Origin of the sequence: Marinobacter sp. NFXS11 (assembly GCF_040148675.1) — a bacterium.
Classification (GTDB): Bacteria; Pseudomonadota; Gammaproteobacteria; order Pseudomonadales; family Oleiphilaceae; genus Marinobacter.
Genome location: NZ_JAGDDV010000002.1, coordinates 302,004 through 327,508 on the forward strand (window position 1 = coordinate 302,004; position 25,505 = coordinate 327,508).

Genomic DNA, 25,505 nt, shown 5'->3' on the forward strand with positions numbered 1-25,505 from the left:
TATGATCGTGCGCCACCGAACGACCGTATGGTCAATCCTCAGGCAGCCAATGGGTAACCTATGACATCAATCAGAATCCTGGTGGGCAGCGTCTATGGTGGCGCGCTCCTGACGGCCAGAACTCTCAGGAAACAGCTGGAAAGCGAGGGTCACCACGTCACTGTGCTGGAGAAACCGGTACTGGATGACATCACGTCGAACAACGATCCGCTTCTGGTATGCACCTCCACGACCGGACAGGGTGAACTGCCGGCCAATCTGCTGCCCTTCTACCTGGACCTGCGGGAGCAGTTGCCCCAACAACCGGGCCGGCCGTTTGGCATCATCGTGCTGGGTGACAGCTCCTACGGAGACACGTTCTGCGGCGCCGGGGACTTGATGGAGGAAGCGCTTTACGAAACCGCGGCCCGCAAGGTCGGAAACACGCTCAGGATCGACGCCCTGGAAACCATGGAGCCGGAAGCCGAAGCACTGCCCTGGGTCAGGGCATGGCTGGAGCAAATCTGAGCGCTGACTACAAAAATTTGCCAAACAGGGTCCGACAGCGACTTGAGGCGCCAAAGGCGACACGCCATACTCCTGAAGACAATGACAAGTAAGCGGTACGACGTGGCATCCACTCTCTGGCTTCGTTTGCTGATAACGCTTTTGCTGTTATCGGGCCTGGCCGCCCCCTCGTTCGGGGCCGAGGCTTCCTATGTCCCGCAGATCGAGTATCTGCGCGCCGCGCCTGATGACAACCTCTCGGCCAGTGAGGCCCTGGCATCCGGCGATTGGCAAACCCTGGAGGAGGAAAGCCCCAATTTTGGTTACATTCGCGATACCGTCTGGCTCCGGTTCCCGGTGTCGCACCCTGAGAGCATCAATCTTCTTGAAGTTCGCTACTCACAACTGGACAAGCTTGCCTTCCACCTGCTTGAGAATGGCCGAATCGCAAGGCGCGTGGTGACTGGAGATCACGTTCCGTTCGATCAACGCCCCATTCTGCACCGGCATTTCCTGTTCCCCTTCGAACAGAGCATTGCCAGCGAGTACGAGATTTTGCTGGAGGTGCGTACAGAGGGCGCCATGCAGATTCCGATAAGGCTCTGGAACGCCCGGGCGTTCTTCGAGCATTCCTCCACCGAGGACCAGATGCATGCGGTCTACTACGGCATCCTGATCACAGTCATCTTCTTTAACCTGTTTATCTTTGCCGCGCTGCGGGAACCGGTTTATCTGCTCTACGTTCTATCGACGTTGGGTTACCTTCTGCTCATCGGCACGTTAAACGGCGCCACCTACCAGTTCCTGTGGCCGCAAAACCCCGGCATCCAGAACCAGATCATGTTGGTGGCAGTGCCTCTAGCGGTTCTGTTTACCCTGCTGTTCTCGCGCTCGTTCCTGAAGCTGCGGGAAACCGGCCCAACGCTCAACCGGCTGGTGGTTTTCGCAATATCCTTGAATGCAACCGTTGCGTTGATGACCTTCTTCGTCGACTACAGCACCGGTAGCCGACTGACCGTGGCCCTGGCAATACCCAGCTGCCTGTTGCTAACCGTTCTGGGGCCGGTGCAATGGTGGAAAGGAAATCCACAGGCAGGTTACTACACGGTGGCCTGGGCGGCACTGACGTTGGGCAGCGCCATAACCGCGGCCAATAAGTACGGCATATTGCCCAATAACTTTGTCACCACCTACGGCATGCAGATCGGCTCGGCACTGGAGGCCATTCTGCTCACGCTGGCGTTGGCGGCGCGGCTCTATCAGGAACGGCAAGACAAGGTTGACGCACGGGAAGCCGAACTGAATGCTCTGGCAGCACGACGGTCAGCGGAGCTGAAATTGATGGATCATGCGCTGCACAATCCACTCACCGGCCTCCCCAATCGGAGCAGCCTGGAAATGATGCTGAACGACCTGATGCTGCGCAGCCCCGAGCGACGTTACGGCGTTGCCGTCATCCACCTGAATAACCTGCAGTCGGTTACCAAGACGCTGGGACATCGCAACAGCGACCGGATTCTGGCGCTGGCATCCAAGCACTACAATGCCGTGGCGCGGGAGCTCCCAGGCGCCTTGCCGATTGAGCAGAGTGATCAGCGCAATTTCTACCTCGCATCGCTGGATCCGCAGACATTCGCGTTTGTTGTCGATGCCGATGCCACGGGCTCCGTTCCACGCGCAATTCTCAAGTCACTGGAGGGCATTCGCTATCCGATTGACTATCTGGGCATGCAGATTCCCCTGGACCCAAGATTGGGAGTAGCGATCTTCCCTGAGCACGGCACTGATGCCAACACCCTGATACGCCGGGCGGTGATCGCCGAAGGTTCGGATTCTGCCCGGGAGCGGGGTATTGCCTATTACAAGTCCAAGAAAGACTCCTACAGCGCCGACCGGCTGACCATGGTGTCCGAGCTGCGACATGCGCTTAACACCAACGAGCTTGCTCTGTTTATGCAGCCTAAGCAGAGCCTGAAAACAGGCCGTATCGTCGGGATTGAGGTTCTGATTCGGTGGCCCGGCAGGGCAAAACCCATCCGCGCTGACGAGATCGTCATCCTTGCGGAGCAGACCGGGCTGATCAAGCCACTGACCCGATGGGTGATTGAGCAATCACTGGAATTACGCTCACGGCTGCTCGAGCGGGGCTGGCCCCTGAACGTATCCATCAATATTTCGCCCAATAACCTGCGGGAGCCGGACTTTCCCATCTTTGTCCAGCGTCTGATGAACAGTTATCACAGTCACCAGGGCAGCATCATCTTTGAGGTGACGGAAACGTCCATGATGCAGGACCCGGCGAACTCCCTGCGGGCACTGAATTCCCTGAGCGCCACAGGCATCCCGGTGTCGATCGATGACTTCGGGTCCGGCTATTCCTCACTGTCCTACATCAAGCAGCTGCCCGCGAGCGAGATCAAGATCGACCGTTCCCTGGTCACCGAGCTGACAACCGAGGCGGAAGATCGTGTGATCGTGCAGACCACCATCGACATGTGCCACAGCCTCGGCTATCAGGTGGTGGCAGAAGGCGTGGAAGATGACCTCACCGCCAATCTGCTCAGAGACATGGGCTGCGACATGATCCAGGGCTACCTGCTGACACCGCCACTGCCCTTCGATGAACTGATGACTTGGCTGGATCAAAATCACCAGCAGCCGGACCATCGCAAACTGGGCTAGCCGGCTAGGACCTCTGACGAATCAGTGCTTCCTGGGTAGTGGATGCCACCAGCACACCGTCCTGATTGAAGAAATTACCCCGATTGAATCCCCGTCCGGCCGAAGCGCTGGGGCTGTCCTTGTCGTACAACAGCCATTCGTCCATGCGGAAATCCCGGTGGAACCAGATCGAGTGATCAAGGCTGGCCACCTGCAGCCCCTTGCTCATGAATGTCAGGCCGTGCGGGTTCAGGGACGTCCCGAGGAACTGGAAATCCGATGCGTAAGTGAGCAGGCAACGGTGAAGCACGGGATCGTCTGGCAGATGCCCCTGGGCCCGGAACCAGCTCTGCTTGTGGGGCGGCCGCTTCTCCGGTTTCAGGGGATTGACCGGGTTCACCGGGCGGATCTCGATCGGGCGGTCCCGGGTCAGAATCGGGCGCATCTTCTCGGGTACCTGGGGTGCGAGCAGTTCGCCCCATTCCTGTTCCGAGCGAAGTGTTTCCGGGTCCGGCGCATCCGGCATGGTCAGCTGATGCTCGAACCCTTCCTCGGCTACCTGGAACGACATGGAACCGGTCAGGATTTCCTTGCCGTCCTGGCGGGCAATCACCCGACGTACCGAGAAACTGCCACCATCACGGACCCGCTGGACCTCGTAGTCGATGGGCATGTCCTGATTGCCGGGGCGCAAAAAGTAGGCATGAAGGGAGTGGCAAAGGCGACCTTCAACAGTTCGGCTGGCCGCCATCAGCGCCTGACCAAGAACCTGCCCGCCAAACACGTTTGGAAAGCCCAGATCCTCGCTGTCCCCCTGGAAATGGTCGTCACCGATGGGCGAGAGATCCAGCAACTCCACCAGTTTCTTGGTTACCTCAAGCATGCCTGCTCCTGTGATTTCGTTAGCACACGAAGGAGTTTTCTACCGCAAGCGGCGAAATTTCGCAATGAAAAGCCGTCGCCGGCCAAGAGAAAGCAGCCCCGTGGTATCGGGGCTGCGGATTGGACTCGGGCTAATCAGCCGTGTATCGGAGGCACTTCCTTGGACAGGGCCTGTTTCTCCATGGCATAGCTGCCGGTTACCGCAAACCCCAGTACATCGCCCCCGGCGCTCTTGAACAGCGCCTTGACGCTGGTGCCATCCTGCTCAACTTCCCAGTTGCCCTCGGCTTCCGACGGTGGTGGACAGACGGCGGTCGGGCAGCAGGGCGTCTTGATCATCACCGGCATAGTTCCATAGCTCACCTCGGTGCGCTCACCGAGCAAGGTTTTTGCAAGCGCCCGGGAACAGGCCATCAGCGGCAGGACATAAAGCAGCACGTGACCGTCGACTTCGGCGCAATCACCGAGTGCGTAGACATCCGGTGCGGAGGTCTCGAGCGCGCGATTCACTACGATGCCTCTGGCCGTCTCCAGCCCGGCAGTCAGGGCCAGATCGGTCCTCGGGCGCAGGCCCACAGCGGACAGTACCAGATCAGCTTCCAGCGTCTGGCCATTGGCCAGGGTCAGACTGACCCCGTCACCCCTGCGATTGATCCGATCAACCACGGTTCCGAGATGAAACCCTACCCCCAGATTCTCCAGCTCCTGCTGGACGGCATGGGCGGCCGCCTCCGGCAGCAGTCCTGGCATAACCTCCTCGGAAGGGGCAATCACCTCAACCTCGTAACCGCCATTGCGCAGGTCGTTGGCGAACTCACAACCAATCAGACCAGCACCCATGATCGCCACCCGTTTGCCGTCGCCCAGGGCGTCCCGAAAGGCGCGGTAATCCATCAGGTCATTGATCGAAAACACATGCTCCTGGCCATCACCGTCCAGGCCAAGCCGGATCACATCGGCGCCCCAGGCCAGAACCAGCTTGCTGTAGGCAAGTCGTTCATCACCGAGAATCAGTTCGTGGGCTTCGGTATCAATGCCGGTGACCGTGGCAAATGTGCGAATCCCGACATTGAGCTGCTCCGCCATGGCGTCGGTACCGCCCTGAGCCAGGCCATCGGCGTCCTTCCCCTTGGTAAAGCCGGTGGACAACATGGGCTTGGAGTAGCTCACGCCATCGTCGGCGGTAACCATCAGAACCGGGGTCTCCTTGTCCTGCTTACGGATTTCCCGCGCCAGGGAATAACCGGATAACCCGGTACCGATAATAATGATGGGGGCCTGTTCAGTCATAACCGTGTTCCTGTATTTAACTCACCTTGGCGGGTTTCACCGGCCGTGCAGGGTAATATCAACCGATCTCGATCATTTCAAAATCTTCCTTGCCGACACCGCAATCCGGGCACACCCAGTCTTCCGGTACGTCTTCCCACGTGGTGCCCGGCTCAATGCCGTCCTCGGGCCAGCCTTCGGCTTCATCGTAAATCAGACCACAAACCACACACTGCCACTTCTTCATAACGTTCTCCCAACATCAGACGGGCGCAATAATAATTGTCAGACAATATTACACGCAAGTGTTTTATTCAGTTAACAGATACGAACAACTGTCGAATCAGGCCATCATACCCATCGCCCCGGTATTGACCAATGCCAATGCCGACGGTCCGGTCAGGGGATTTCTGCCAATAGCCACAAATACAGATCTGACAACCGGGGCGGCCCCTCCCTTCTGCAGGCCCTCTCCGGTATAATCGCCCGTTTTACGACAGGACCGACCGTTATGACCGATACCGTCGCCGAAATGAACCAGGTTATGGCCGAAGCCGACTGCCTGGTGGATGAACAGCAGGTACAGACTGCAATCGGCAACCTGGCCGACGATATTACCGCCCGCCTGAAAGACAGTAACCCCCTGTTATTCTGCGTAATGAACGGCGGGCTGATCCTGACCGGACAACTGCTACCCCGGCTCCGGTTTCCGGTCCAGGCCGAATACCTGCATGCCACCCGCTACCGTCAGGAAACTACCGGCGGCATTCTCGAGTGGAAACTGCAACCCGAAGCCGATATGCATGGCCGTACCATCCTGATTATCGATGACATTCTGGATGAGGGGACGACCCTGTGCGCCATCGCCGACTACTGCCGCGCTCACGGTGCCAGTGAGGTACTGACGGCCGTTCTGGTCGACAAGCAACATGACCGGAAAGCGCGCCCGGATCTGAAGGCCGATTTCACCGGCCTGGAAGTGGAAGACCGCTTCCTGTTCGGTTACGGCATGGACTACAAAGGCTACTGGCGCAATGCCCCCGGCATCTATGCAGTCAAGGGTCTCTGACATCGACAGTCACCTGACCATACCCCCGACGGACTGGTACCAATCGCTGACGGCCGCCGGCCTTCTTAACCCGGAGGTTCACGGGCCTGCCCGCTATTGGCTGCAGGTAGAGGGCTCGTTTACAAGGGCGCTGCAGAAACAGTGCAGCCATTCCTTTCACGTGGAGGTCCGCCGGGAGGGCTTTGCAACGCCGACACAGGAAGAGGCCGGGCGCCTGCGCATTCCCCACCGTCAACACGCCTGGATACGGGAAGTCAGCCTGTGCGGCGACAACCAACCCTGGGTATTGGCCAGGACGGTCATTCCCTTGAAATGCCTGGAGGGCGAGGGGCGCCGGCTGCTTCACCTGGGCAACCGGCCGCTGGGTGCCTACCTGTTCACCAGCCCCCACTGGCAACGGGGCCCACTGGAAACCGGGCTCTGTAAACCGGCAATGCCAGGCCAGCCGGAACTGGCCCGGCGCTCCCTGTTCAGTGGCCACAACAGCTCCCTGCTGGTTGGCGAGTACCTGCTGCCAGCCCTGTTTCAGCGGAACGCGCTTTAACCGGCCTCCCGCCACTGGCTATAATCCCTGCACTCATTCAATTCTCAGAACACCAGACGGACGCACGCCATGCTGCCTGACGCTGTGCCAGAACCTATCCAGCGCCGGCTGGCCGATTATGCCAGCCTGCTCAGAATCGACCGCCCGATCGGAACTCTGCTCCTGCTCTGGCCGACCTACTGGGCCCTGTGGCTGGCCGGTGACGGCAGCCCCGCGTTGGCTAATGTCATCATTTTCACCCTGGGCGTGTTCTTCATGCGGGCGGCCGGCTGCGCGATCAACGATTTCGCTGACCGGGACTGGGACAAGCACGTAAAACGCACCAAGGACCGGCCACTGACCGCGGGCCGGGTAAAACCCTGGGAAGCGGTGGCGCTGTTCGCGGGATTGTGCCTGGTTTCCTTCCTGATGGTGGTTCTGTTCACCAACCCGCTGACCCTGTATCTGTCGTTCGGCGGTGCCCTGCTGGCGTTCATTTACCCCTTCATGAAGCGTTACACCCACCTGCCCCAGCTGTTTCTAGGAGCCGCGTTTTCCTGGGCCATCCCCATGGCCTGGGCAGCGGAGGCAGGCGAACTGAGCCAGCTCACCTGGCTCCTGTTCACTGCCAACGTACTCTGGACCGTTGCCTACGACACCCTTTATGCCATGGTGGATCGGGATGACGATCTGAAAGTTGGGATCAAGTCCACGGCCATCCTGTTCGGAGAAGCCGACAAAGCGATCATTGGCATGCTGCAGGCCATGGTGGTACTGATTCTGATCATGGTGGGCCACCGTACGGAGCTGGGCACGTTCTACTACCTGGGCGTCGTGGTCATGGCCTGCCTGTTCATTTACCACCAGTACCTGGCGCGGGAACGTGAACGGGACGACTGCTTCAAGGCGTTTCTGAATAACAACTGGGCCGGTTTTGCGGTTTTTGCAGGCCTGGTAATTGATCTCATCATTGGCTGAACCTGTCATATACTTGTAACACTTGGGCGCTGTAATGGGGCAGCAACAAATCAAGGTCTGACACAGGTTAAAGCTCATGACTGGAAAAACTGTCCTGATCGTCGATGACGAGGCCCCGATCCGCGAGATGATCGCGGTGGCCCTCGAAATGGCGGATTATGACTATCTGGAGGCAGCGGACGCCCGGGAAGCCCATGCCCTGATTGTCGACAAACACCCGGATCTCGTACTCCTCGACTGGATGCTGCCCGGCACCAGCGGCGTGGAACTGGCACGTCGCCTCAAGAAAGAAGAAGCGACCGCCGACATTCCCATCATCATGCTCACCGCCAAGGTCGAGGAAGACAACAAGATCCAGGGCCTGGAAGTTGGTGCCGACGATTACATCACCAAACCGTTCAGCCCCCGGGAACTGGTCGCCCGCCTGAAAGCCGTACTTCGGCGTGCGACGCCGCCTGGCGTAGACAGCCCGATTGAAGTGGAAGGCCTGACGCTGGACCCGGTCGGGCATCGGGTCACCACCCAGGATGGCGCTCTTACCATGGGCCCGACAGAATACCGACTGCTTCAGTTCTTCATGACGCACCAGGAACGGGTATATACTCGCTCCCAGCTCCTGGACCAGGTCTGGGGGGGCAATGTCTATGTCGAGGAACGGACTGTGGATGTGCATATCCGCAGGCTCCGCAAGGCACTTGGCGACCAGTACGACCACCTGATCCAGACCGTGCGGGGAACCGGTTACCGCTTCTCGACCAGAGCCGCGTAAGTAACTCCGGCCAGCTGAGCATCAGCCCCGGAAAGGACACAAGGCAGTTTTTGATGCAACACAACTGGTCACGATACCTGCGCTACATTATCGGTGGCCTGATTGGCTCCACCCTGGTTGGCCTCTATTTCGGTGAGCCCGTCTACGGCCTTACCCTCGGGCTAATCGTCTATCTGTGGTGGACGCTGCTTCAGGCCCGGCGCCTCTACCAGTGGCTTTCCAACCCCAGCGCCACCGACGAAGCCCCCCAGAGCATCGGCCTGTGGGGCGATATTTTCGACAACCTCCACAAACTGCACCAGAACCACCTGAGAACCCAGGACCGGTTGAGAGCCCAGATCAATCGGGTTCAGGAATCCACCAACGCCATGCGTGATGGCGTGATCATGACCGACTCCCGCGGTGCCATGGAATGGTGGAACGGCTCCGCCGAGTATCTGCTGGGTTTCCGGCGCAACACCGACCAGGGCCAGTACATCCATAACCTGATCCGCACGCCGGCGTTCAAGACCTACTTCGATTCACGGGATTACCGCGATCCCCTGGAGATACATTCGCCGGCCAGACCTCATATTCACCTTCAGATCCAGATCAGCCTCTTTGGTGACGACGACCGTCTGATCGTCGCCAAGGACGTAACACGGCTGTACCAGCTCGAGCAGATGCGCCGTGACTTTGTCGGCAATGTGTCCCACGAGATGCGCACGCCCCTCACGGTCATTAGTGGCTACCTCGAAACCCTGGTGGACAATGCCGCCGACTTGCCGCCGAAGTGGCGCCGGGCCATTAACACCATGGCCGCCCAGTCATCCCGGATGGAAGCCCTGATTACCGACTTGATCCTGCTCTCACGAATTGAAACCGGGGAGCAAACGGTTAACGACACCCTCACGGACGTGGACCACTTGCTAACCCAGATCTGTCATGACGCCCGGGCGCTCAGCGGCGAAAAACAGCACGAGATTACCGTGCATATCGGCGACCATCGCCTGCTGAAAGGCGATGAAAGCCAGCTGCGCAGCGCTTTCTCGAACCTGATATTCAATGCGGTGAAGTACACCCCTGCAAATGGCCAGATTATCGTGTCCTGGTCCACCAACCGGGAAGGCGCACACCTGTCAGTCAAGGATACTGGAATCGGTATCGACCCGGTCCATATCCCCCGTCTGACGGAACGCTTCTATCGGGCCGACCCCAGCCGTCACAAGGACACCGGCGGCACCGGTCTTGGCCTGGCAATCGTCAAACACGTGTTGCTCAACCACGATGGCAATCTGGAGATTCGCAGCCGGATTGGCGAGGGCAGTGAATTTATCTGTCATTTCCCGCGGGAGCGACTGGTCGAGCGGATCCCCGAGAAGGTAGAGAGCTAGCGCATACCCGCGCGGAAGCGGGCGACAAACCTCGACAGGTCCTCCAGCTTTTTCGGATCTTCATCGACAAAACGAATGGTCACGCTGACAAAGTCCGTGTCCTGGCGTTTGTCCACCGCCTGCAACTGGTGCACGTAGCCGTTCAGCCTCGCCATCTGGCCCTCGGCGATCTCGATGTCCACCACCGCCTGGTCGAGAATCCCCGGGAATACCTGGTCCCGCTTCGCGATCACCCGCACCTCCGTCAGATTAATATCCTTGACCACCGATTTCAGGGTGCTCTCGGCGAAGCGTACCGAGGCCAGGCTCATGGGCGCCCGGGCCGAGGTCTGCCTCGTCGGTGCCGAAGGCTCGGGCCGGGGGGAAGAGGGCGGTGGCGCGGCGGAAACCTCCGCCGCGGCTTCGGGCTTGCGGGTCAGCAGGTTGGCCGACTCCTTGAAGGCATCGGCAGGGCTGGCCATGGATTTGCCGCTCCGGTCCATGGCATCTTTCAGTTTACGGCCCATCACCTTGATGATTTTCTTGCTCAACCCCTCGGGGCTGAACGGTTTGCCAAGGTATTCGGAAACGCCGCCTTTGACCGCTTCGATCACGTGATCCTTGTCGCCCCGGCTGGTGATCATGATAAAAGGCACGTTTTCGTACTGGGGCTGCTGGCGCATCCACTGCAACAACTCCAAGCCGGACATCTCAGGCATCTCCCAGTCGCACAGGATCAGGTCAAATGCGGTCCGCGACATCAGTGACTGGGCTCGCCGGCCGTTCTGGGCGTCGGTAGTCTCGATGACCGGAAAACGCTGGCGCACGGTTCGTTTGACCAGATCACGTACAAAGCTGGCATCATCCACCACCAGCGCTTTCAGCATTGCCATAGTTCAGACCTTCCCCTATCCACAACCCGGTTCTATGGTGCAACTATAGAACAAAGACCTGCGCCAGAAACCTGCCGGCAACAAAAAGACCACAATCGCTGTTTTTCGGGAACCGTCAGGTTAAAGAATTGTCACTCCACGGGGACCAGGACAGTGTTTCTCCGGCTGGAAAACGCGCTAACATGGGCTCAGGATATTCCACGATCATCAGCCTGATAGAGGTTTTGTGTGCTGACCAAACCTGCAAGGATTCTTCGCCAGGGCGGCGTTACTCGCGGCTTATTGTTTTCCGGTTTTCTGTCATGTCTGTCACTGCCCGCCATTGCCCAGGACAACGCTGAGGTTGAGCCGACGGGATTTGCCGAATGCAAGGCCCGGCTTCAGGAACAGGCCATTGCCGCCGGGGTCAGCAGCAAGACCGCCAGCGAGGTGATGTCCGGGGTTCAGCATCTGGCACGGGTGATTGAGCTGGACCGGCGGCAACCGGAATTCACCACGACCTTTGCCGACTACCTGAATCGGCGGGTTAACGATGCCCGGGTCAACACCGGCCGCGAACTGTTGCAGGAACACCAGGAGCTGCTGGCCAGAGTCACCCGGGAAACCGGCGTGCCCGCACCTTATCTGGTGGCCTTCTGGGGCCTGGAAACCAATTTTGGCAGCTATTTCGGCAAGATGCCGGTACCCAGCTCCCTGACAACCCTGGCCTGCGATCCCCGCCGCAGCACCTTCTTTACCGAGCAGCTGATCGCGGCCCTGCGCATCATTGATGAGGGCGCCATACCGGCTGACCAGATGGAAGGCTCCTGGGCCGGCGCTATGGGCCACGTTCAGTTCATGCCAACCGTTTTCCTGAAACACGCGGTGGATGCCGATGGTGATGGCCGCAGGGATCTGTGGAACAGCCTGCCGGATGCCATGATGTCTGCGGGCCGGTTTCTCGAATCCATGAACTGGGACGGCGACTACCGTTGGGGCCGCGAGGTCCTGTTACCCGAGAATTTCGACTATTCCCTTGCGGACGGGCGTCGTCTGCCGCTGGCGCAGTGGCGAGAAATGGGCATTACGGATGCCTTCGGCAAGCCACTGGCCCGCGAACCGATTAATGCCACCCTCGTGGTGCCGGCAGGACACCGCGGGCCTGCGTTTCTTGCCTATCACAACTTCCGCGTGATCATGGGCTGGAACCGTTCCGAGTTCTACGCCATTGCGGTTGGTCATCTGGCTGACCGGATTGCCGGTGCGGGCAAATTGCAAAATCCGCCGCCCGAAGACGCGCCGGCGCTGTCCCGCGCCAACATCATCAACCTCCAGAAAGCCCTGCAGCAACGGGGGTATGAGCCAGGTAACCCCGATGGCATCATGGGCCCGGCAACGCGGTCTGCCATCCGTCAGTTCCAGGCTGCCAACAACCTGGTGGCTGATGGCTACCCCGGTGAATCGGTGCTGGCGGCGCTGGAAATACCTGCAGGACAGTGATCCGCCGGGGAGTCGGCGGCCTACTACTGCAGGACACCGTTTTGATGCGAGACTGATCTGACATGGATTCACTCACCCAGGCCGCCCTGGGCGCCTCCCTGGCCGGCGCCGTAGCCGGCAAGACTCTTGGCCGCTCGGTTTTGCTGACAGGCGCAGTTCTGGGCACCCTGCCAGATCTGGATGTCGTCATCGATTACGGCACCGCAGTGGCCAATTTCACCCAACACCGTGGATTCAGCCATTCGTTGTTCGTTCTGGCCCCTCTTGCGGTGGCCCTTGCCTGGCTGCTCTGGCGCTGGAAACCACAACTGAGTTTTCAGCGGTGGCTCGCCCTGACGGGGTTGATCCTGATTACCCATCCTTTGCTGGATGCCTTCACAACCTATGGCACCCAGCTGTTCTGGCCCATCGGGCCACCCGTAGCCGTCAGCAGCATTTTTATCATCGACCCGCTATACACCCTGCCCCTGCTGGCCGGGTGCCTGTTTTTTCTCGCCCGGCCGCCCGCCAAAACAGCGATAATTGCAGGATTGGCAGTGTCCACCCTGTACCTGGGCTGGAGTGTTCTCGCCCAGCAAGTGATGACACAGCGAGTACAACCCGCGCTTGCGGCAGCCGGCCTGGAAAACCCTGACCTGCTGGTTCAGCCCATGCCATTCAACACCCTGTTGTGGCGGGCGACGGCTCTGCAGGGTGATCAGCGGGTAGAAATTGTCACCGGCTTTCTGGATGGTGACACGCCTCTGCATCTTGAATACTTTCCACGCCGCCCGGAGCTGGCGAGCGAAGTCTCGGACCTGCCCGAGGTCCAGCGTCTTGAATGGTTCACCCGGGGCTTCCTGGATTACAACCAGGCCGGCGACCGCATCACGGCCACCGATATCCGGCTGGGCATTCCAGGCGCGCACCCGTTTACCTTTGTTCTGGCGACCCGCAATGGCAGCGGCATCGACCCCACAGCGAGCTTTCGGACCCCACGCCCACCCGTAAGCTCCGAAGCCCTGGGGCTGCTCTGGTCCCGGATGATTGGCGAAACGCCGGTGCTCTGCCTGGCCAGTCTGAGCTCCCCGGCACCAGGACAACGCTGCTGAATACCATGCGACTGGACCAGTTTATTGCCAACAGCACCGAGCTCTCCCGAAAAGAGGCCAAACGGGCCATCGGAAGCGGGGAAGTAACGATCAATGAGCAAATCTGCAAGGGCGCCAACACCCGGTTAGCCGGGGATGAACGGGTGGCCCTGTCAGGCACCCTTCTGACCCTCCCGGGCGAGCGCTATCTGATGATGAACAAGCCAGCAGGCGTGGTGAGCGCGACGACCGACAGCGACCATCCAACAGCGCTGGACCTGTTGCCAGCAGACATCACCCGACATCTCCATATTGCCGGGCGCCTCGATGCAGACACAACCGGCCTGCTGTTACTGACCACCGATGGCCAGTGGTCCCACCGGGTCACCTCACCGCGAACCGACTGCCCCAAGACTTACCGGGTAACCCTGAACGAGCCCCTGAGCGACGCGGCGGCACAGCAACTGGAACGTGGCGTAGATCTGCATAATGATCCCAGGCCGACGCGACCGGCCCGGGTGCATTTTATGGAAGACAGGATCATTGAGCTGACGATTTCGGAGGGACGCTATCATCAGGTCAAGCGCATGGTGGCAGCCGTTGGCAACCACGTGGAAGCCCTTCATCGTGTCCGCATTGGACAGGTCGAACTGGACGATGCGCTGATGCCCGGCGAATACCGGGAACTGACCGCCGAGGAAAGAGACAGCCTGGCGTGATACTCAGGTGCGCTCGAAACGCTGCGCCTTGAGATTCTTGCGCACTGCACCGGCCTCGAACACTTCACCATTCATCGCGATATACACACCCGGCGGCAGCAGCTGCACCGCAGCCCAGGCAAACCCGACATTGAATACCGCATCGGTTCGGCGCATCCGGGCCGGCTGCATCGCGCCGGTCAATACGATGGTCTTGTCGTTCAAGCCGGACAGTACCGCCGCAGTATCGGCCATGGTGTCCGTGCCGTGGGTAATAATGATTCGGCCACAATCGCATTCACTGGCCGCCGCCAGTACCTGCTGGCGATCATCATCGGTCATCTCCAGGCTGTCCTTGCGCAGCAGTTCCCGCAGGCGATAGCCCTCGTGGATGTTGGATTCAGACAGCAGCTCCGGCAGCAGGCTGTGCCCTACCTCGAACTCGCTGTTGGCATCGAAGTAGACCTTGTCGATGGTGCCACCGGTCGTGAATATCTGGATCATAACGGGATTCCTTTCAGTGTCAGTTCACACTGACCGTACTGTTACCAGCGGTCGCGTATGACGCGTTCTTTTCCTGTTCGTAACGCCGGGCGGCAGCGGCCACCGAGCCCCTGGCTCCGGTATCAAGCCAGCGCTTTATCCGTCCGGCATCGCCCATCGGCGAGCGGGTACCGAGGGAATCCAGCAGCACGGTCACCACCTCTTTGCCGTTCATCTTCGAAATCATCACCAGGCAGCGCCCGGCCTCGGAGAGATAGCCGGTCTTGCTGAGGGCCACCCCCCAGCTATCCCGATGCACCAGGGCATTGGTATTACCGAACGACAGGCTGTAACGGGGCTGCCGGAATTGCCCACGGAAATAACCGGTGGTGGAGTACTCCCGGATTTCCGGGTAATCAGCCGCAGCGTTTACCAGCTTTACAAGATCCGCGGCGGTTGAAAGGTTCTCCGACGACAGCCCGGTCGGATCAACAAACCGGGTACCGGTCATTCCCAGGGCCGCGGCCTTGGCGTTCATCGCCTCGATAAAGGCATCGAACCCGCCCGGGTGGCTACGGGCAAGGGTGTAGGCGGCAAAATTTTCGGAGGACATCAGTGCAATACGCAGGACATCTTTACGCCGCATCTCCGAGTCGATGCGAATCCGACTGTAGGCGTTGGCGGCGGCGGGCGTATGCCGCTCATGAAAAGTCAGCCACTCATCCAGCGGCTCGCCGGATTCCAGCACGACCAGCGCGGTCATGACCTTGGTGACAGAGGCAATGGGTACGGACCGGTCGGCATTCTTGCCGAAAATCAGCTCGTTATCACCAGCCACGGCAACCGCGGCATTCACCGAAGCGAGCCTGGGTCCACTGTCTGTTTCTGCCTCCCGCTTTTGGGATTCACCCCCCGTTTGATGGGCCATAAGCGATCCAGGCAGCCAGAGCAACATCAAGATCACGAAAGGGGAAAAGCCGGCGAGTCTCATTTGTACAGATCCTGTGGTTTATTCATGCATCGCGCAACCGGTCCGGAAACAGGCTTTTACAGATATGATGGTCAGGGTTAACTATACCAGCGAATGTCTTGTTTGATCAGGTGAAAAGTTTCTTGCGCCAATTTCACCTAGCAAATGCAAGTGAGCTGAAAAACCATTAAAATTCGACCTGATTCACCGAGTCAGAAAACACCACTTAGCGGGACCGTCGCTTCCTATGGATGACAGCACACATCAGACTGAAAAAGCCGTGCTGTCACAACTCCGAGCCCAATCTGGACTCACACCTTTTCGACGGTGGCTGCCATTCCTGTTTCTTATGGCTGCTATGGCATACGGTCTGCTCGCAAACCTCCTCCATGCGCCTGAAAATCCGCCTTCCCCAGTGTCGCACGTCGACTCTCCCGAGTCAGCGCCACAGTCCTCCCGCATTGTGCAGATCGACTATCTGGTTATGCCTCTGGAGCAGGTTATAGATGACGAAAACTGGCGACAGAAAAACTGGCAAGCGGCCCCGTCACAGAACTCCGGCATTGGCTATTACAACGGACCTGTCACCTTCAAGGTGACGGTGGAAAACCCCGGAACCACAAACGCCGAACAGTGGGCGCTTGTATCCGCGCCCTACATCGACCGGCTCAGGCCCGCCCTTCTCGATGAACACGGCGTTTTCCAGCGGCTTCGTGAAATGGGAGACCTTTATCCGTTCGGTAACCGGCTGATTTCGCTACCACCGTGGATCTGGCCAGTTTCATTACCAACGGGCACGTCGACACTATTGTTCGAGGTTCAAAATGCCGGCCCCACACTACTGCCCATTAGCATTCTGGAACCGAACAATGTTGTAAGCAGCATCGCAGGAACCATGACCTGGAAGGCGTTCATCACTGGCCTCCTCGTTTTTGCACTGCTGCTGAACCTCAGCTTTATGATGAAATTCAGGCTCCCGGGGCTGGCGTGGCTGGGCGTTCTAACGCTATCCGTTATTCACGTGCAACTTGTCATGGAGGGCTTCGGGCTCTGGTTAATTTGGCCAAACTTCCCGGAAATAAACGCATTACTGAACGTCAGTCTCTGTCTTTGCCTCATCTCACTTTGCCAAATCACGCCAAACTTTATCCAGGTTTCTAAACTCCCGAGACTGCTACTGAATGCGACGAGTGTGCTCGGCCTTTTACATCTGCTGGCCATGCCATTAAGGCTACCGTTGCTCGGTCAGGACTCCTTCCTGATACTGGCCCTGACCGGCGGTTCAATAATTCTGGCCCTGACGCTCAAACAGGCCCGGCATGAGGTGTATGCCCGCTACTTTGCGTTATCACTGCTCTGCATTCTCCTGGGTACAATTATCTCGGCGGCACGGACTGTCGGCTGGGTCCCGGTGAACAGCTTTACCGATTCCGCATTCTTTATCGGTGCAGCAGCCGCATCTCTGATCCTGACAAGCGGCATTGGCCGTCAGGTATTGGAAGAGCGCAAAAAAAGGCTGGCTTCCGATATTCGGGCCCGGCAGGAACAAACGCTGCGCTCTCACGTTGAGCAAAATTACAAACAACTCCTCAAAACCCACAGTGTTACGGGCAAACCCAATCGGGCCATGCTGGAGGAGTCATTGGATCAGCTTGACAGCCAACAACAGCCCTACACCGTCGCCATGATTCAATTGACCCGGTTTAACGAAATCGAGCAGGCCCTCGGCTATCGGACGGCAGAGGATCTGCTCAGAAGTTATCTGTGGGAGCTCGACGGATTCCTGAAGCGGATCATGGGTGATCAGTTGATCATGATTGACGGCTATGCGCTCGCCAGCATTGACACCAGCAACCATGCCTTCGCCTTTTACCACAGTGATGTCCCGGACACTTACCCGGAAAAACTGAAAACACTCATGAACTGGTTGGGAGAGAACTTCCGCGAAGGCCGATTTTCGCTATCCTGGAGCTCTTCCGTGGGTATCGCCCATGCTCCGCAGCATGGAGTCGACGCCTCAGAAATCCTTTCATCAGCTGGCTTTGCTGCCCTGGATACGCGTCAGCCCCTGACGGTTTACGACCCGGCTATCGCGGACTGGCAGTACCAGCAGCAAATGCTGATGTTGGATATCGAAGAGGCACTGGGCAATGGTTGCATATGGCTGGAATATCAACCAACCGTGCGAATACAGGACGCACGTATCGCTTCATTGGAAGCCCTGATCCGCTGGCAACACCCGGACTTCGGCACGGTTGCTCCGGATCGGTGGATCCCGTTAGCGGAACAGGTCGGGATGATTCACCACGTTACGCTCTGGGTGGTGGACCGCGTCTGTGAAGATATGAGCGCGCTTAAGGCCCGTCACGGGGACCACATTGCCGTTGCGGTCAATATTTCTGCAAACGATCTCACCCACCCGGACTTTCTGGAAAAGGTGAAGGCAATTGTGCAGCACCATGGGGCACAACCTTCCGATCTTATTCTGGAGATTACCGAAACAGCGATGATGGCTGACACAGTCTTGGCAAAAGACGTCATTCGGACCCTGAGCCAAAGTGGCTTCAGAATTGCCGTCGATGATTTTGGAACCGGGCACTCGTCGCTGGGAACCCTTGCCACATTCGAGCTGGACGAGTTAAAAATCGACCGGAGTTTTCTCAGCGACATACTCACCCAACCCGCCCGACAGCGAATATTCCGAGCGGCGCTTGACCTGGGTGAGGCTCTGGACCTGGATGTTGTGGTCGAAGGTGTGGAGGAGGAAGCTATCGCCGCCTGGCTACAGCAGTTCCCCGGCCTGTATGGCCAGGGATACTACTGGGGCAAGCCAGAACAGCTGAAGACCTGAGCTCCGATCAGATCAGGGCAAATCGGTTACTGCCCCTTTCGAGGCAGAACTTACGGTTCGCGAATACTTCGCCAGCGTGCCTCGGGTGAAGCGGGGTGGTGGAGCCTGCCAGGCCTGCCGACGACGTTCCAGTTCCTGATCCGAGACATCCAGCTCAATCCGGTTACTGACGGCATCAATGGTAATGGTGTCGCCATCCTCGACCAGCGCAATCGGGCCGCCCTCGGCCGCTTCCGGTGTGATATGGCCAACCACGAAACCGTGGCTGCCCCCTGAGAACCGGCCATCGGTAATCAACGCGACATCGCTGCCCAGGCCCTTGCCCATAATCGCGGAGGTGGGGCTCAGCATCTCCCGCATGCCCGGTCCACCTTTGGGACCTTCGTAGCGGATGACCAGCACATCGCCGGCCACCACCGTGCCGTCGAGAATCCGCTCCTGGGCTTCTTCTTCCGAATGGAATACCCGGGCACGGCCGGTAAAGTGAGTACCTTCCTTGCCGGTAATCTTCGCCACCGCACCCGTTGGTGCGAGATTGCCGAACAGGATCCGCAGATGGCTGTCAGCCTTGATCGGGTTGTCGAAGGCATGAATGATGTCCTGCCCTTCCGGATAGGGGGCAACATCAGCCAGGTTCTCCGCCAGCGTCTGACCGGTTACGGTAAGACAGTCACCGTGCAGCAACCCGCGGTCCAGCAACATTTTCATCAGAGGCTGGATACCGCCGATGGCCACCAGCTCCGACATCATGTAGTGGCCGCTCGGGCGCAGATCCGCCAGCACCGGCACCCGTTTGCCAATCTCGACAAAGTCTTCCAGTTCCAGATCGACACCGACGGTGCTGGCCATGGCCAGCAGGTGCAGTACCGCATTGGTGGAACCGCCCAGGGCGATGACGACCGTAATGGCGTTTTCGAAGGCTTTCCGGGTCATGATGTCGCTGGGCTTGATGTCTTTCTCCAGCAGGTTCAGCACCGCAGCCCCGGCACCACGACAATCCTCTGCCTTGGTCTCCGACACAGCGTTCTGGGCAGAGCTGCCCGGCAGGCTCATGCCCATGGCCTCGATGGCCGACGCCATGGTATTGGCGGTATACATGCCACCACAGGACCCTGGCCCCGGAATCGCGGTTTCCTCTATCTGCTTCACCTCAATCAGATCCAGATCACCACGGGCGTGGGCACCCACGGCTTCAAACACGGAAATAATGTCGGTGTGGTTCTCGCCAGGCATGATGGTGCCGCCATACACGAACACAGACGGCCGGTTCAGACGCGCCAGGCCCATCATGCAACCGGGCATGTTCTTGTCGCAGCCACCGATCGCCACCAGGCCATCAAACCCTTCACAACCGGCCACGGTCTCGATGGAATCGGCGATCACCTCCCGGGACACCAGGGAATACTTCATGCCCTCGGTACCATTGGCAATGCCGTCCGATATGGTAATGGTATTGAAAATCAGCGACTTGCCGCCGGCCTCATCGGCACCGGCAGCCGACTCTTCGGCCAGTTGGTTGATGTGCATGTTGCACGGCGTGAGGTTACTCCATGTAGACGCAATGCCGATCTGGGGCTTTTTGAAATCCTCATCGGTAAACCCGACGGCCCGAAGCATGGCACGGCTGGCGGATTTGCCAATGCCATCAACAACGGGGGCCGAATATTTCCGGCGCTTGTCCTGATTCTTGTCTTGCGTCATGGGAGTCTCCTTATCAGATGGCTTATTCGAACAGACTCTCAGAAACCATGGCATTCGGCAACGGGCAGGCGAGCAAGCCTGCACGCGGGCGGGTGGAACGCTTGTCTTGGAGCACTCTGCAGAAAGATGCAGTTTCGACTGACCTGCATCAATAGCAGGCTACAGCGGTGGTTTTAAAATTCCAGGACACACTGACGCCATGGAGGCATCTCATGCCATTACCCATTCAAACACCAGCGGTTAATCACGCCGCTTCGGACTGCCCGGATTTCCGGCGCTGGTGCGATGGTTATGGCGTCATCCAGCATAGTGAAGCCACGCAACATCAGGTCAGCGTACTGGCAGAGCACCTGGTTTCTGCCGGCCACCAGCCCGATGCTGCCACGGTCTATCGTAAACTCGCCGACTTGGACAGGCTGACCAGTGCCGGTCTCTGGCTGGTAGTCCACATGACCTACGCCCGCCGGGTTGATGTCTCCGGCCAGCCCCTGGCGCCACAGGACTTCAAAACCAATCCGGAAGGCCACACCGGCGGGGCACTGAACATGGTGCCGGCCTATGCCGGCTATCTGGCTCTGAACAATCTCACGGGCCGGACAAGAAGCTGGCTGATGGGCCAGGGGCATTGTGTGGCGGCAGTGGATGCCCTGAACGTTCTTACCGGCAACCTTCATCCGGAACAGACCGAGCGTTATCGCGGGCCTGAAGGGCTTTCCACTCTGGTTTCCGATTTCTACAGTTACCGCCAGAAGCCGGACGGTACCATGGCCGCGCCCCTTGGCAGCCACGTCAATCCACACACCGCCGGTGGCATTCTCGAGGGTGGTTACCTCGGATTTGCCGAGCTGCAATACGCCCATATGCCCCTGCCGGGAGAGTCTCTGGTGGCCTTTCTGTCTGATGGGGCCGCCGAGGAGCAGCGCGGCAGCGACTGGGTTCCCCGCTGGTGGCGCGCCGAGGACTGCGGCGCAGTGATGCCGGTTATGATTGCCAATGGACGGCGCATTGAACAGCGAACCGAGCTGGGCACCCGCGAGGGTCTCGAACGCTTTGAAGCGCATCTCGAACACAGGGGCTTTGTGCCCTTCCGTTTTGATGGCCGCGATCCTGCCGCCTTTGTCTGTGCTCTCTATGAAATGGAGCAGGCACTCGCCACCAATGGCGAGGCGGCGCTGCGGGGAGAGAGCGGCTATCCCGTTCGGGTACCCTATGGCATTGCGGAGACCACCAAGGGGTATGGTTTTTATGGCGCCAGCAGCAATGCAGCCCACAACCTGCCACTGCCCGGAAACCCGCGAATGGATGCCCGGGCCAGGGAGCTGTTTAACGAGCATGCCGCCAGATTGTGGGTGGCTCCGGATCAGCTTCAAAACGCCATCACTCATCTTAACCAGCACGCCGGGCAATCTCGCCCACTTGAGCGTGATCATGCTCTCGCGACCCGCAATCCACCGGACCCGATAATCCCCCGGCTTCCGGCCTGTCGGGAATGCACCTCGCCGATGAAGGCTGTGGATGATTTTTTCCGGGCGCTGGTGGCCCAGAACCCGGACCTCAGGGCCAGAGTGGGCAATCCGGACGAGCTGGCAAGCAATCGTCTTGGCGGAGTGCTGGATGATCTGAAGCACCGGGTGAACGATCCCGAGAACGATCAGGAGTCGGTGCACGGCAAGATCATCACGGCACTGAACGAAGAATCTGTGGTATCGGCTTGTCTGGCCAATAAGGCGGGGCTGAATCTGGTCGCCAGCTATGAGGCCTTCTGCGTGAAAATGCTTGGCGCCATCCGCCAGGAGCTGATTTTTGCCCGGCACCAGAAAGAAATCGGGCGGCCTGCCCGCTGGCTCGGCTTGCCGGTTATTGCCACCTCACACACCTGGGAAAATGGCAAGAACGAGCAGTCCCATCAGGACACCACCTTCTGCGAAAGCATGCTCGCGGAGATGAACGACGTCTCCCGGGTGCTGTTTCCGGCCGACTACAACAGCACCCTGGCAACATTGCCATCGGTATTCCGTGAAAGGGGCACGATCAGTTGCATGGTGATCCCGAAACGGGAACGCCCCTGCGTCTTCGACACCCGGGAAGCGGAACTGCTGGCGAGGCACGGGGCCCTGGTGGTGGATGAAGATACCTCGTCCGGTGAACCATTGCTGCTCATCGCCAATGGCGCCTACCAGTTATCCGAGTCAATCAGAGCCTGCGAACGCCTGAGGGAGACCGGCACCCCCTTTCGCCTGGTCTATATCCAGGAACCCGGCAGATTCCGCCAGCCGAGGGACACCATGGAAGCTCAGGTATGCCTGTCCGAATTCGAGCAGGAGCGCCTGTTCCCCCACCGCATTCGCCGACGGGTTGCTCTCACGCACATGCGCCCGGAGGTCTTCCGGGGCCATCTACATCCGCTGTTCCCGGAACCGTCACAGGCGCGGGTTCTTGGCTACATCAACCGCGGGGGGACATTGAATGAGGCCGGCATGCTGTTTGCCAACGGCTGTTCCTGGGGCCATGCCCTGGCTGCCTGTGCCAGCGTGATGGACAAGCCCCCGGGGGAATGGCTGTCCAGTGCGGAGCTGGCAGCGGTAGAAGGCCGGGGGGACCCGGCGGTGATTACCCGGGGCCTGCCCTGAGCAAACGCCTTCTGACAACCGTTTCGATTTCGAGGATCACCAGAACCACCACACCGGAAGCCGCTGCAAACCCGAGCATTTCAAAGCTCAGCGCCTGGGTGCCGAAGGTCTCGTTGAACCAGGGTAGATAGGTAAACAGCAGTTGCAATGCAATGACTGCGGCAACGGCCAACAGGACGATCGGCGTACCCAACACCCCTCGTAGCGTCATTGACGCTGAATCCAGGTATCGCACCGCAAACAGGTAAAACATCTCCATGGCCACAAGCGTGTTGACCGCAAGGGTCCGGGCAGTGCTCTCGTCACCATGATGATGCATGGCCCAGTACCAGGCAGCAAAAATGCCACCAAGGAACAGTAGTGAGACGAAGACCACGCGCCAGACTACGAATCCCCGAAGCAGGGACTCATTCCGCCCCCTTGGCGGATGCTTCATAACATCGGGTTCCGCGGGTTCGAACGCCAGTGTCATGGCCAGAACCACAGAGCTGACCATATTAACCCAGAGAATCTGCAGCGCCGAAATGGGTAAGGTCAGGCCCAGCAACAGGGCGGTAACGAGGCTGATAGACTCCCCACCGTTAATGGGCAGCATAAAGGCAATGCCTTTTTTAAGATTGGTGTAAACAGTTCGCCCCTCGCGCACGGCTGCCGCAATACTGGCAAAATTGTCGTCCAGCAACACCACCGAAGACGCTACCCTCGCAGCCTCCGAGCCCTTCACCCCCATGGCAATACCCACATCCGCCCGCTTGAGGGCCGGTGCGTCATTGACCCCGTCCCCGGTCATGGCGACAACTCCATGCAGGGCCTGAAGCGCAGTGACCAGCCTCAATTTGTGTTCGGGACTGGTCCGGGCAAAGACATCCACTTCGCCAACAAGATCCCGAAGCTGATTGTCATCCAGCTGGTCCAGTTCCTTACCAGTCAGAACCCGCCCGGTATTTTTCAGGCCCAGCTTGCGTGCAATAGCGCCTGCCGTGATCCCGTGATCACCGGTAATCATCTTCACCCGGATTCCGGCATCGTGGCACTCGGCAATGGCCCGAATGGCTTCCTGCCGTGGTGGATCCAGCAAACCAACCAGACCTAGCAGTTCTGCACCCTGTTCAAGATCTTCAATGGCCAGTTCGCCAATGCCGCGTTCTGCGGGCTTCCGGGCCAGGGCCAGCACTCTGAGACCATCGGATGCCATCTCGGTGATAACCCGCTCCCAGAAATCCCGGCGCAGTTCACTGGTTTCCCCGGATTCGGCAACCTCGCTGTTACACATATCCAGGATCCGCTCCGGTGCGCCTTTCAGGTAAATCACGCTACGGCCGTGGTGATCATGGTTCAGCGTGGCCATGAAGCGATTTTCGGTATCGAAAGGGATCTCATCTTTCCGCGGCCAGTCGGCGGCGCTGCCGTCCACATCAAACCCGGCTTTGCGGGCAAACACGGAAAGCGCTGCCTCCATTGGATCGCCGGTGATCCTGACCCTGCCCGAATCATGATGGACATGGGCGTCGTTACAGAGGGCCGCGGCCCGGGCAAGTTCGTTCAGCAGTGTGGAGTCTACTGGCTGCCCCCCATCTGCGTTCAACGCACCCTCGAAATCATAGCCCTCGCCGGCTACCTCCAGCCGGCAACCAGACAAGACTGCCCGAGTAACCATCATTTCGTTACGGGTAAGGGTTCCGGTTTTATCCGAACAGATAACTGACACCGCGCCCAGGGTTTCGATAACCGGCATTCGACGAACCACGGCCTGTCGGCGAGCCATCTGGCGCACACCAATAGCCAGGGTAATGGTGAGAATTGCTGGTAAGCCCTCGGGTATTGCGGCAACGGTGAGGCCAACCACTGCCATAAACAGTTCCCGGAACGGCAGACCGCTGAATGCAGCTCCGCCAACAAAAATCGCAATGCCGGCGGCAATCACGATGATGGAAAGGATTCGGGCGAACCTGTCCATTTGCTCCAATAAGGGGGTTTTCAGAGTTGTGGTCTGGGCGAGAAGTCCGGAAATGCGACCGATCTCGGTGCGCGCGCCGGTTCGAACCACAACGCCACGGCCGGTCCCGGTCGCAACCATGGTGCCGGAGAAGGCCATCCCGGACTGGTCCCCCAACGGAGCATCTGAAGCCACCGAACCTGTTGATTTATCAACAGCCTCGGACTCACCTGTGAGAATGGCCTCATCGATTTTCAGGTTGTGGGACTTTTCCAGGCGCAGATCGGCGGGCACCCGGTCTCCGGGCTCCAGCAGTACCGTATCGCCCGGAACCAAATTGGCAGCATCTATCTGATGCTGGCCATCAGACCGCACGACCCGTGCTTTGGGCGCAAGCATGTGGCGAATGGCCGACAGGGCCTGCTCGGCCTTGCCCTCCTGAACGAAGCCCACCAGCGTCTGGATAACAACAACAGCGAGAATGACGCCAGCATCCACCCAGTGGCCCAGGCTCGCCGTGATTACGGCAGCCCCTGCCAGTACGTAAATCAGGAAATTCTTGAGTTGCCGTCCCAGTCTCGCCCAAGGCCCCTTCGCACGAGCTTCCGGCAAAGCATTTGGGCCATGGCGGGCCAGGCGCTGGCGAATCTCATCCTCAGACAGGGGCTCCTTTGCTTTGAGCTCCTGCCTTGCTTCCGCGCACTGAAGCACATGCCACTCCGGCTCCCGCTGCTCGCACTCGCCGTTTTTCAAGACCACTGATTCCGACATCCCCTGAGAGCTCCCTGCCATTGCAACACCCCAT

Annotated in this window: 20 protein-coding genes; 12 read left to right on the top strand and 8 right to left on the bottom strand. The window is 59.0% G+C overall.

Annotated elements, in window-relative coordinates:
* Positions 1–60: 60 nt before the first annotated feature.
* Positions 61–507 (top strand): flavodoxin, encoded by a 447-nt coding sequence (locus J3362_RS10525; RefSeq protein WP_349519578.1) that lies wholly within the window; start codon positions 61–63, stop codon positions 505–507.
* 81 nt (positions 508–588) lie between these two features.
* A complete protein-coding gene (locus J3362_RS10530) occupies positions 589–3,168 on the top strand; it encodes an EAL domain-containing protein (RefSeq protein WP_349519580.1) in 2,580 nt (859 codons plus the stop codon).
* Between the two features lie 4 nt (positions 3,169–3,172).
* On the opposite strand, the gene tesB is transcribed toward J3362_RS10530, so the two are convergent.
* The 3 genes from tesB to rd all read right to left on the bottom strand — a co-directional run bounded on the left by tesB (position 3,173) and on the right by rd (position 5,545).
* A complete protein-coding gene (tesB, locus tag J3362_RS10535; RefSeq protein WP_053113187.1) occupies positions 3,173–4,030 on the bottom strand; it encodes an acyl-CoA thioesterase II in 858 nt (285 codons plus the stop codon).
* 134 nt (positions 4,031–4,164) lie between these two features.
* A complete protein-coding gene (locus J3362_RS10540; protein ID WP_349519582.1) occupies positions 4,165–5,319 on the bottom strand; it encodes an FAD-dependent oxidoreductase in 1,155 nt (384 codons plus the stop codon).
* Between the two features lie 58 nt (positions 5,320–5,377).
* On the bottom strand, positions 5,378–5,545 hold the full coding sequence (gene rd, locus J3362_RS10545) for a rubredoxin (RefSeq protein WP_286221021.1): 168 nt from the start codon (positions 5,543–5,545) through the stop codon (positions 5,378–5,380).
* A 264-nt stretch (positions 5,546–5,809) separates the two neighbouring features.
* On the opposite strand from rd, the gene J3362_RS10550 reads away from it, so the two are divergent.
* The 5 genes from J3362_RS10550 to phoR all read left to right on the top strand — a co-directional run bounded on the left by J3362_RS10550 (position 5,810) and on the right by phoR (position 10,010).
* Positions 5,810–6,367, top strand: a complete 558-nt coding sequence (locus tag J3362_RS10550) for a hypoxanthine-guanine phosphoribosyltransferase (protein WP_008173534.1) — start codon at positions 5,810–5,812, stop codon at positions 6,365–6,367.
* Positions 6,348–6,911: a chorismate--pyruvate lyase family protein gene (locus tag J3362_RS10555; RefSeq protein ID WP_349520922.1), complete on the top strand. Its 564-nt coding sequence runs from the start codon at positions 6,348–6,350 to the stop codon at positions 6,909–6,911. The genes J3362_RS10550 and J3362_RS10555 overlap by 20 nt, the downstream gene beginning before the upstream one ends.
* A 69-nt stretch (positions 6,912–6,980) precedes the next feature.
* Complete coding sequence (gene ubiA, locus J3362_RS10560) at positions 6,981–7,868, top strand: 4-hydroxybenzoate octaprenyltransferase (RefSeq protein WP_349519585.1); 888 nt, start codon at positions 6,981–6,983, stop codon at positions 7,866–7,868.
* Positions 7,869–7,944: 76 nt separating this feature from the next.
* Positions 7,945–8,637 carry a phosphate regulon transcriptional regulator PhoB gene (phoB, locus tag J3362_RS10565; protein WP_008173539.1) on the top strand — a complete coding sequence of 231 codons (693 nt, stop codon included), beginning with the start codon at positions 7,945–7,947 and terminating at the stop codon, positions 8,635–8,637.
* Positions 8,638–8,690: 53 nt separating this feature from the next.
* Positions 8,691–10,010 carry a phosphate regulon sensor histidine kinase PhoR gene (gene phoR, locus J3362_RS10570; protein ID WP_349519588.1) on the top strand — a complete coding sequence of 440 codons (1,320 nt, stop codon included), beginning with the start codon at positions 8,691–8,693 and terminating at the stop codon, positions 10,008–10,010.
* Here phoR and J3362_RS10575 read toward each other — a convergent pair.
* Positions 10,007–10,882, bottom strand: a complete 876-nt coding sequence (locus J3362_RS10575; protein WP_349519590.1) for a response regulator — start codon at positions 10,880–10,882, stop codon at positions 10,007–10,009. The two genes, phoR and J3362_RS10575, sit on opposite strands and share 4 nt — an antisense overlap.
* Positions 10,883–11,110: 228 nt before the next feature.
* Here J3362_RS10575 and J3362_RS10580 point away from each other — a divergent pair, with 228 nt between their 5' ends.
* From J3362_RS10580 to rsuA, 3 genes are all read left to right on the top strand, one after another.
* Positions 11,111–12,361 carry a lytic murein transglycosylase gene (locus J3362_RS10580; protein ID WP_349519591.1) on the top strand — a complete coding sequence of 417 codons (1,251 nt, stop codon included), beginning with the start codon at positions 11,111–11,113 and terminating at the stop codon, positions 12,359–12,361.
* A 62-nt stretch (positions 12,362–12,423) separates the two neighbouring features.
* Positions 12,424–13,452, top strand: coding sequence for a metal-dependent hydrolase (locus J3362_RS10585; protein ID WP_349519593.1), 1,029 nt, complete (start codon positions 12,424–12,426; stop codon positions 13,450–13,452).
* A 5-nt stretch (positions 13,453–13,457) separates the two neighbouring features.
* On the top strand, positions 13,458–14,150 hold the full coding sequence (gene rsuA / locus J3362_RS10590) for a 16S rRNA pseudouridine(516) synthase RsuA (RefSeq protein ID WP_349519595.1): 693 nt from the start codon (positions 13,458–13,460) through the stop codon (positions 14,148–14,150).
* A gap of 3 nt (positions 14,151–14,153) precedes the next feature.
* Here rsuA and J3362_RS10595 read toward each other — a convergent pair whose 3' ends face one another.
* Positions 14,154–14,633, bottom strand: coding sequence for an asparaginase domain-containing protein (locus J3362_RS10595; protein WP_349519596.1), 480 nt, complete (start codon positions 14,631–14,633; stop codon positions 14,154–14,156).
* A gap of 19 nt (positions 14,634–14,652) precedes the next feature.
* Positions 14,653–15,603 (bottom strand): D-alanyl-D-alanine endopeptidase, encoded by a 951-nt coding sequence (pbpG, locus tag J3362_RS10600; RefSeq protein WP_349519598.1) that lies wholly within the window; start codon positions 15,601–15,603, stop codon positions 14,653–14,655.
* 394 nt (positions 15,604–15,997) lie between these two features.
* On the opposite strand from pbpG, the gene J3362_RS10605 reads away from it, so the two are divergent.
* Positions 15,998–18,433, top strand: coding sequence for an EAL domain-containing protein (locus J3362_RS10605; protein ID WP_349519599.1), 2,436 nt, complete (start codon positions 15,998–16,000; stop codon positions 18,431–18,433).
* Between the two features lie 12 nt (positions 18,434–18,445).
* Here the strand turns inward: J3362_RS10605 and ilvD are convergent, their stop codons facing one another.
* Positions 18,446–20,134, bottom strand: a complete 1,689-nt coding sequence (gene ilvD, locus J3362_RS10610) for a dihydroxy-acid dehydratase (protein WP_008173555.1) — start codon at positions 20,132–20,134, stop codon at positions 18,446–18,448.
* Positions 20,135–20,346: 212 nt separating this feature from the next.
* Between ilvD and J3362_RS10615 the strand changes: the two genes are divergently transcribed.
* Positions 20,347–22,764 (top strand): phosphoketolase family protein, encoded by a 2,418-nt coding sequence (locus J3362_RS10615; protein WP_349519601.1) that lies wholly within the window; start codon positions 20,347–20,349, stop codon positions 22,762–22,764.
* Here J3362_RS10615 and J3362_RS10620 read toward each other — a convergent pair.
* The gene (locus tag J3362_RS10620; RefSeq protein WP_502882438.1) at positions 22,745–25,471 is read right to left on the bottom strand and encodes a cation-translocating P-type ATPase; all 2,727 of its coding nucleotides are present in this window, start codon (positions 25,469–25,471) and stop codon (positions 22,745–22,747) included. The two genes, J3362_RS10615 and J3362_RS10620, sit on opposite strands and share 20 nt — an antisense overlap.
* Positions 25,472–25,505 lie beyond the last annotated feature (34 nt).

Bases quoted from the DNA above. Each gene is read 5' to 3' on its own strand.
- ubiA (WP_349519585.1), top strand. From the start codon at position 6,981: ATGCTGCCTGACGCTGTGCCAGAACCTATCCAGCGCCGGCTGGCCGAT.
- J3362_RS10585 (WP_349519593.1), top strand. From the start codon at position 12,424: ATGGATTCACTCACCCAGGCCGCCCTGGGCGCCTCCCTGGCCGGCGCC.
- J3362_RS10525 (WP_349519578.1), top strand. From the start codon at position 61: ATGACATCAATCAGAATCCTGGTGGGCAGCGTCTATGGTGGCGCGCTC.
- phoR (WP_349519588.1), top strand. From the start codon at position 8,691: ATGCAACACAACTGGTCACGATACCTGCGCTACATTATCGGTGGCCTG.
- rsuA (WP_349519595.1), top strand. From the start codon at position 13,458: ATGCGACTGGACCAGTTTATTGCCAACAGCACCGAGCTCTCCCGAAAA.
- tesB (WP_053113187.1), bottom strand. From the start codon at position 4,030: ATGCTTGAGGTAACCAAGAAACTGGTGGAGTTGCTGGATCTCTCGCCC.
- J3362_RS10575 (WP_349519590.1), bottom strand. From the start codon at position 10,882: ATGGCAATGCTGAAAGCGCTGGTGGTGGATGATGCCAGCTTTGTACGT.
- J3362_RS10615 (WP_349519601.1), top strand. From the start codon at position 20,347: ATGCCATTACCCATTCAAACACCAGCGGTTAATCACGCCGCTTCGGAC.
- J3362_RS10595 (WP_349519596.1), bottom strand. From the start codon at position 14,633: ATGATCCAGATATTCACGACCGGTGGCACCATCGACAAGGTCTACTTC.
- phoB (WP_008173539.1), top strand. From the start codon at position 7,945: ATGACTGGAAAAACTGTCCTGATCGTCGATGACGAGGCCCCGATCCGC.
- J3362_RS10550 (WP_008173534.1), top strand. From the start codon at position 5,810: ATGACCGATACCGTCGCCGAAATGAACCAGGTTATGGCCGAAGCCGAC.
- J3362_RS10530 (WP_349519580.1), top strand. From the start codon at position 589: ATGACAAGTAAGCGGTACGACGTGGCATCCACTCTCTGGCTTCGTTTG.
- ilvD (WP_008173555.1), bottom strand. From the start codon at position 20,134: ATGACGCAAGACAAGAATCAGGACAAGCGCCGGAAATATTCGGCCCCC.
- J3362_RS10555 (WP_349520922.1), top strand. From the start codon at position 6,348: ATGCAGTCAAGGGTCTCTGACATCGACAGTCACCTGACCATACCCCCG.
- J3362_RS10540 (WP_349519582.1), bottom strand. From the start codon at position 5,319: ATGACTGAACAGGCCCCCATCATTATTATCGGTACCGGGTTATCCGGT.
- rd (WP_286221021.1), bottom strand. From the start codon at position 5,545: ATGAAGAAGTGGCAGTGTGTGGTTTGTGGTCTGATTTACGATGAAGCC.
- pbpG (WP_349519598.1), bottom strand. From the start codon at position 15,603: ATGAGACTCGCCGGCTTTTCCCCTTTCGTGATCTTGATGTTGCTCTGG.
- J3362_RS10620 (WP_502882438.1), bottom strand. From the start codon at position 25,471: ATGTCGGAATCAGTGGTCTTGAAAAACGGCGAGTGCGAGCAGCGGGAG.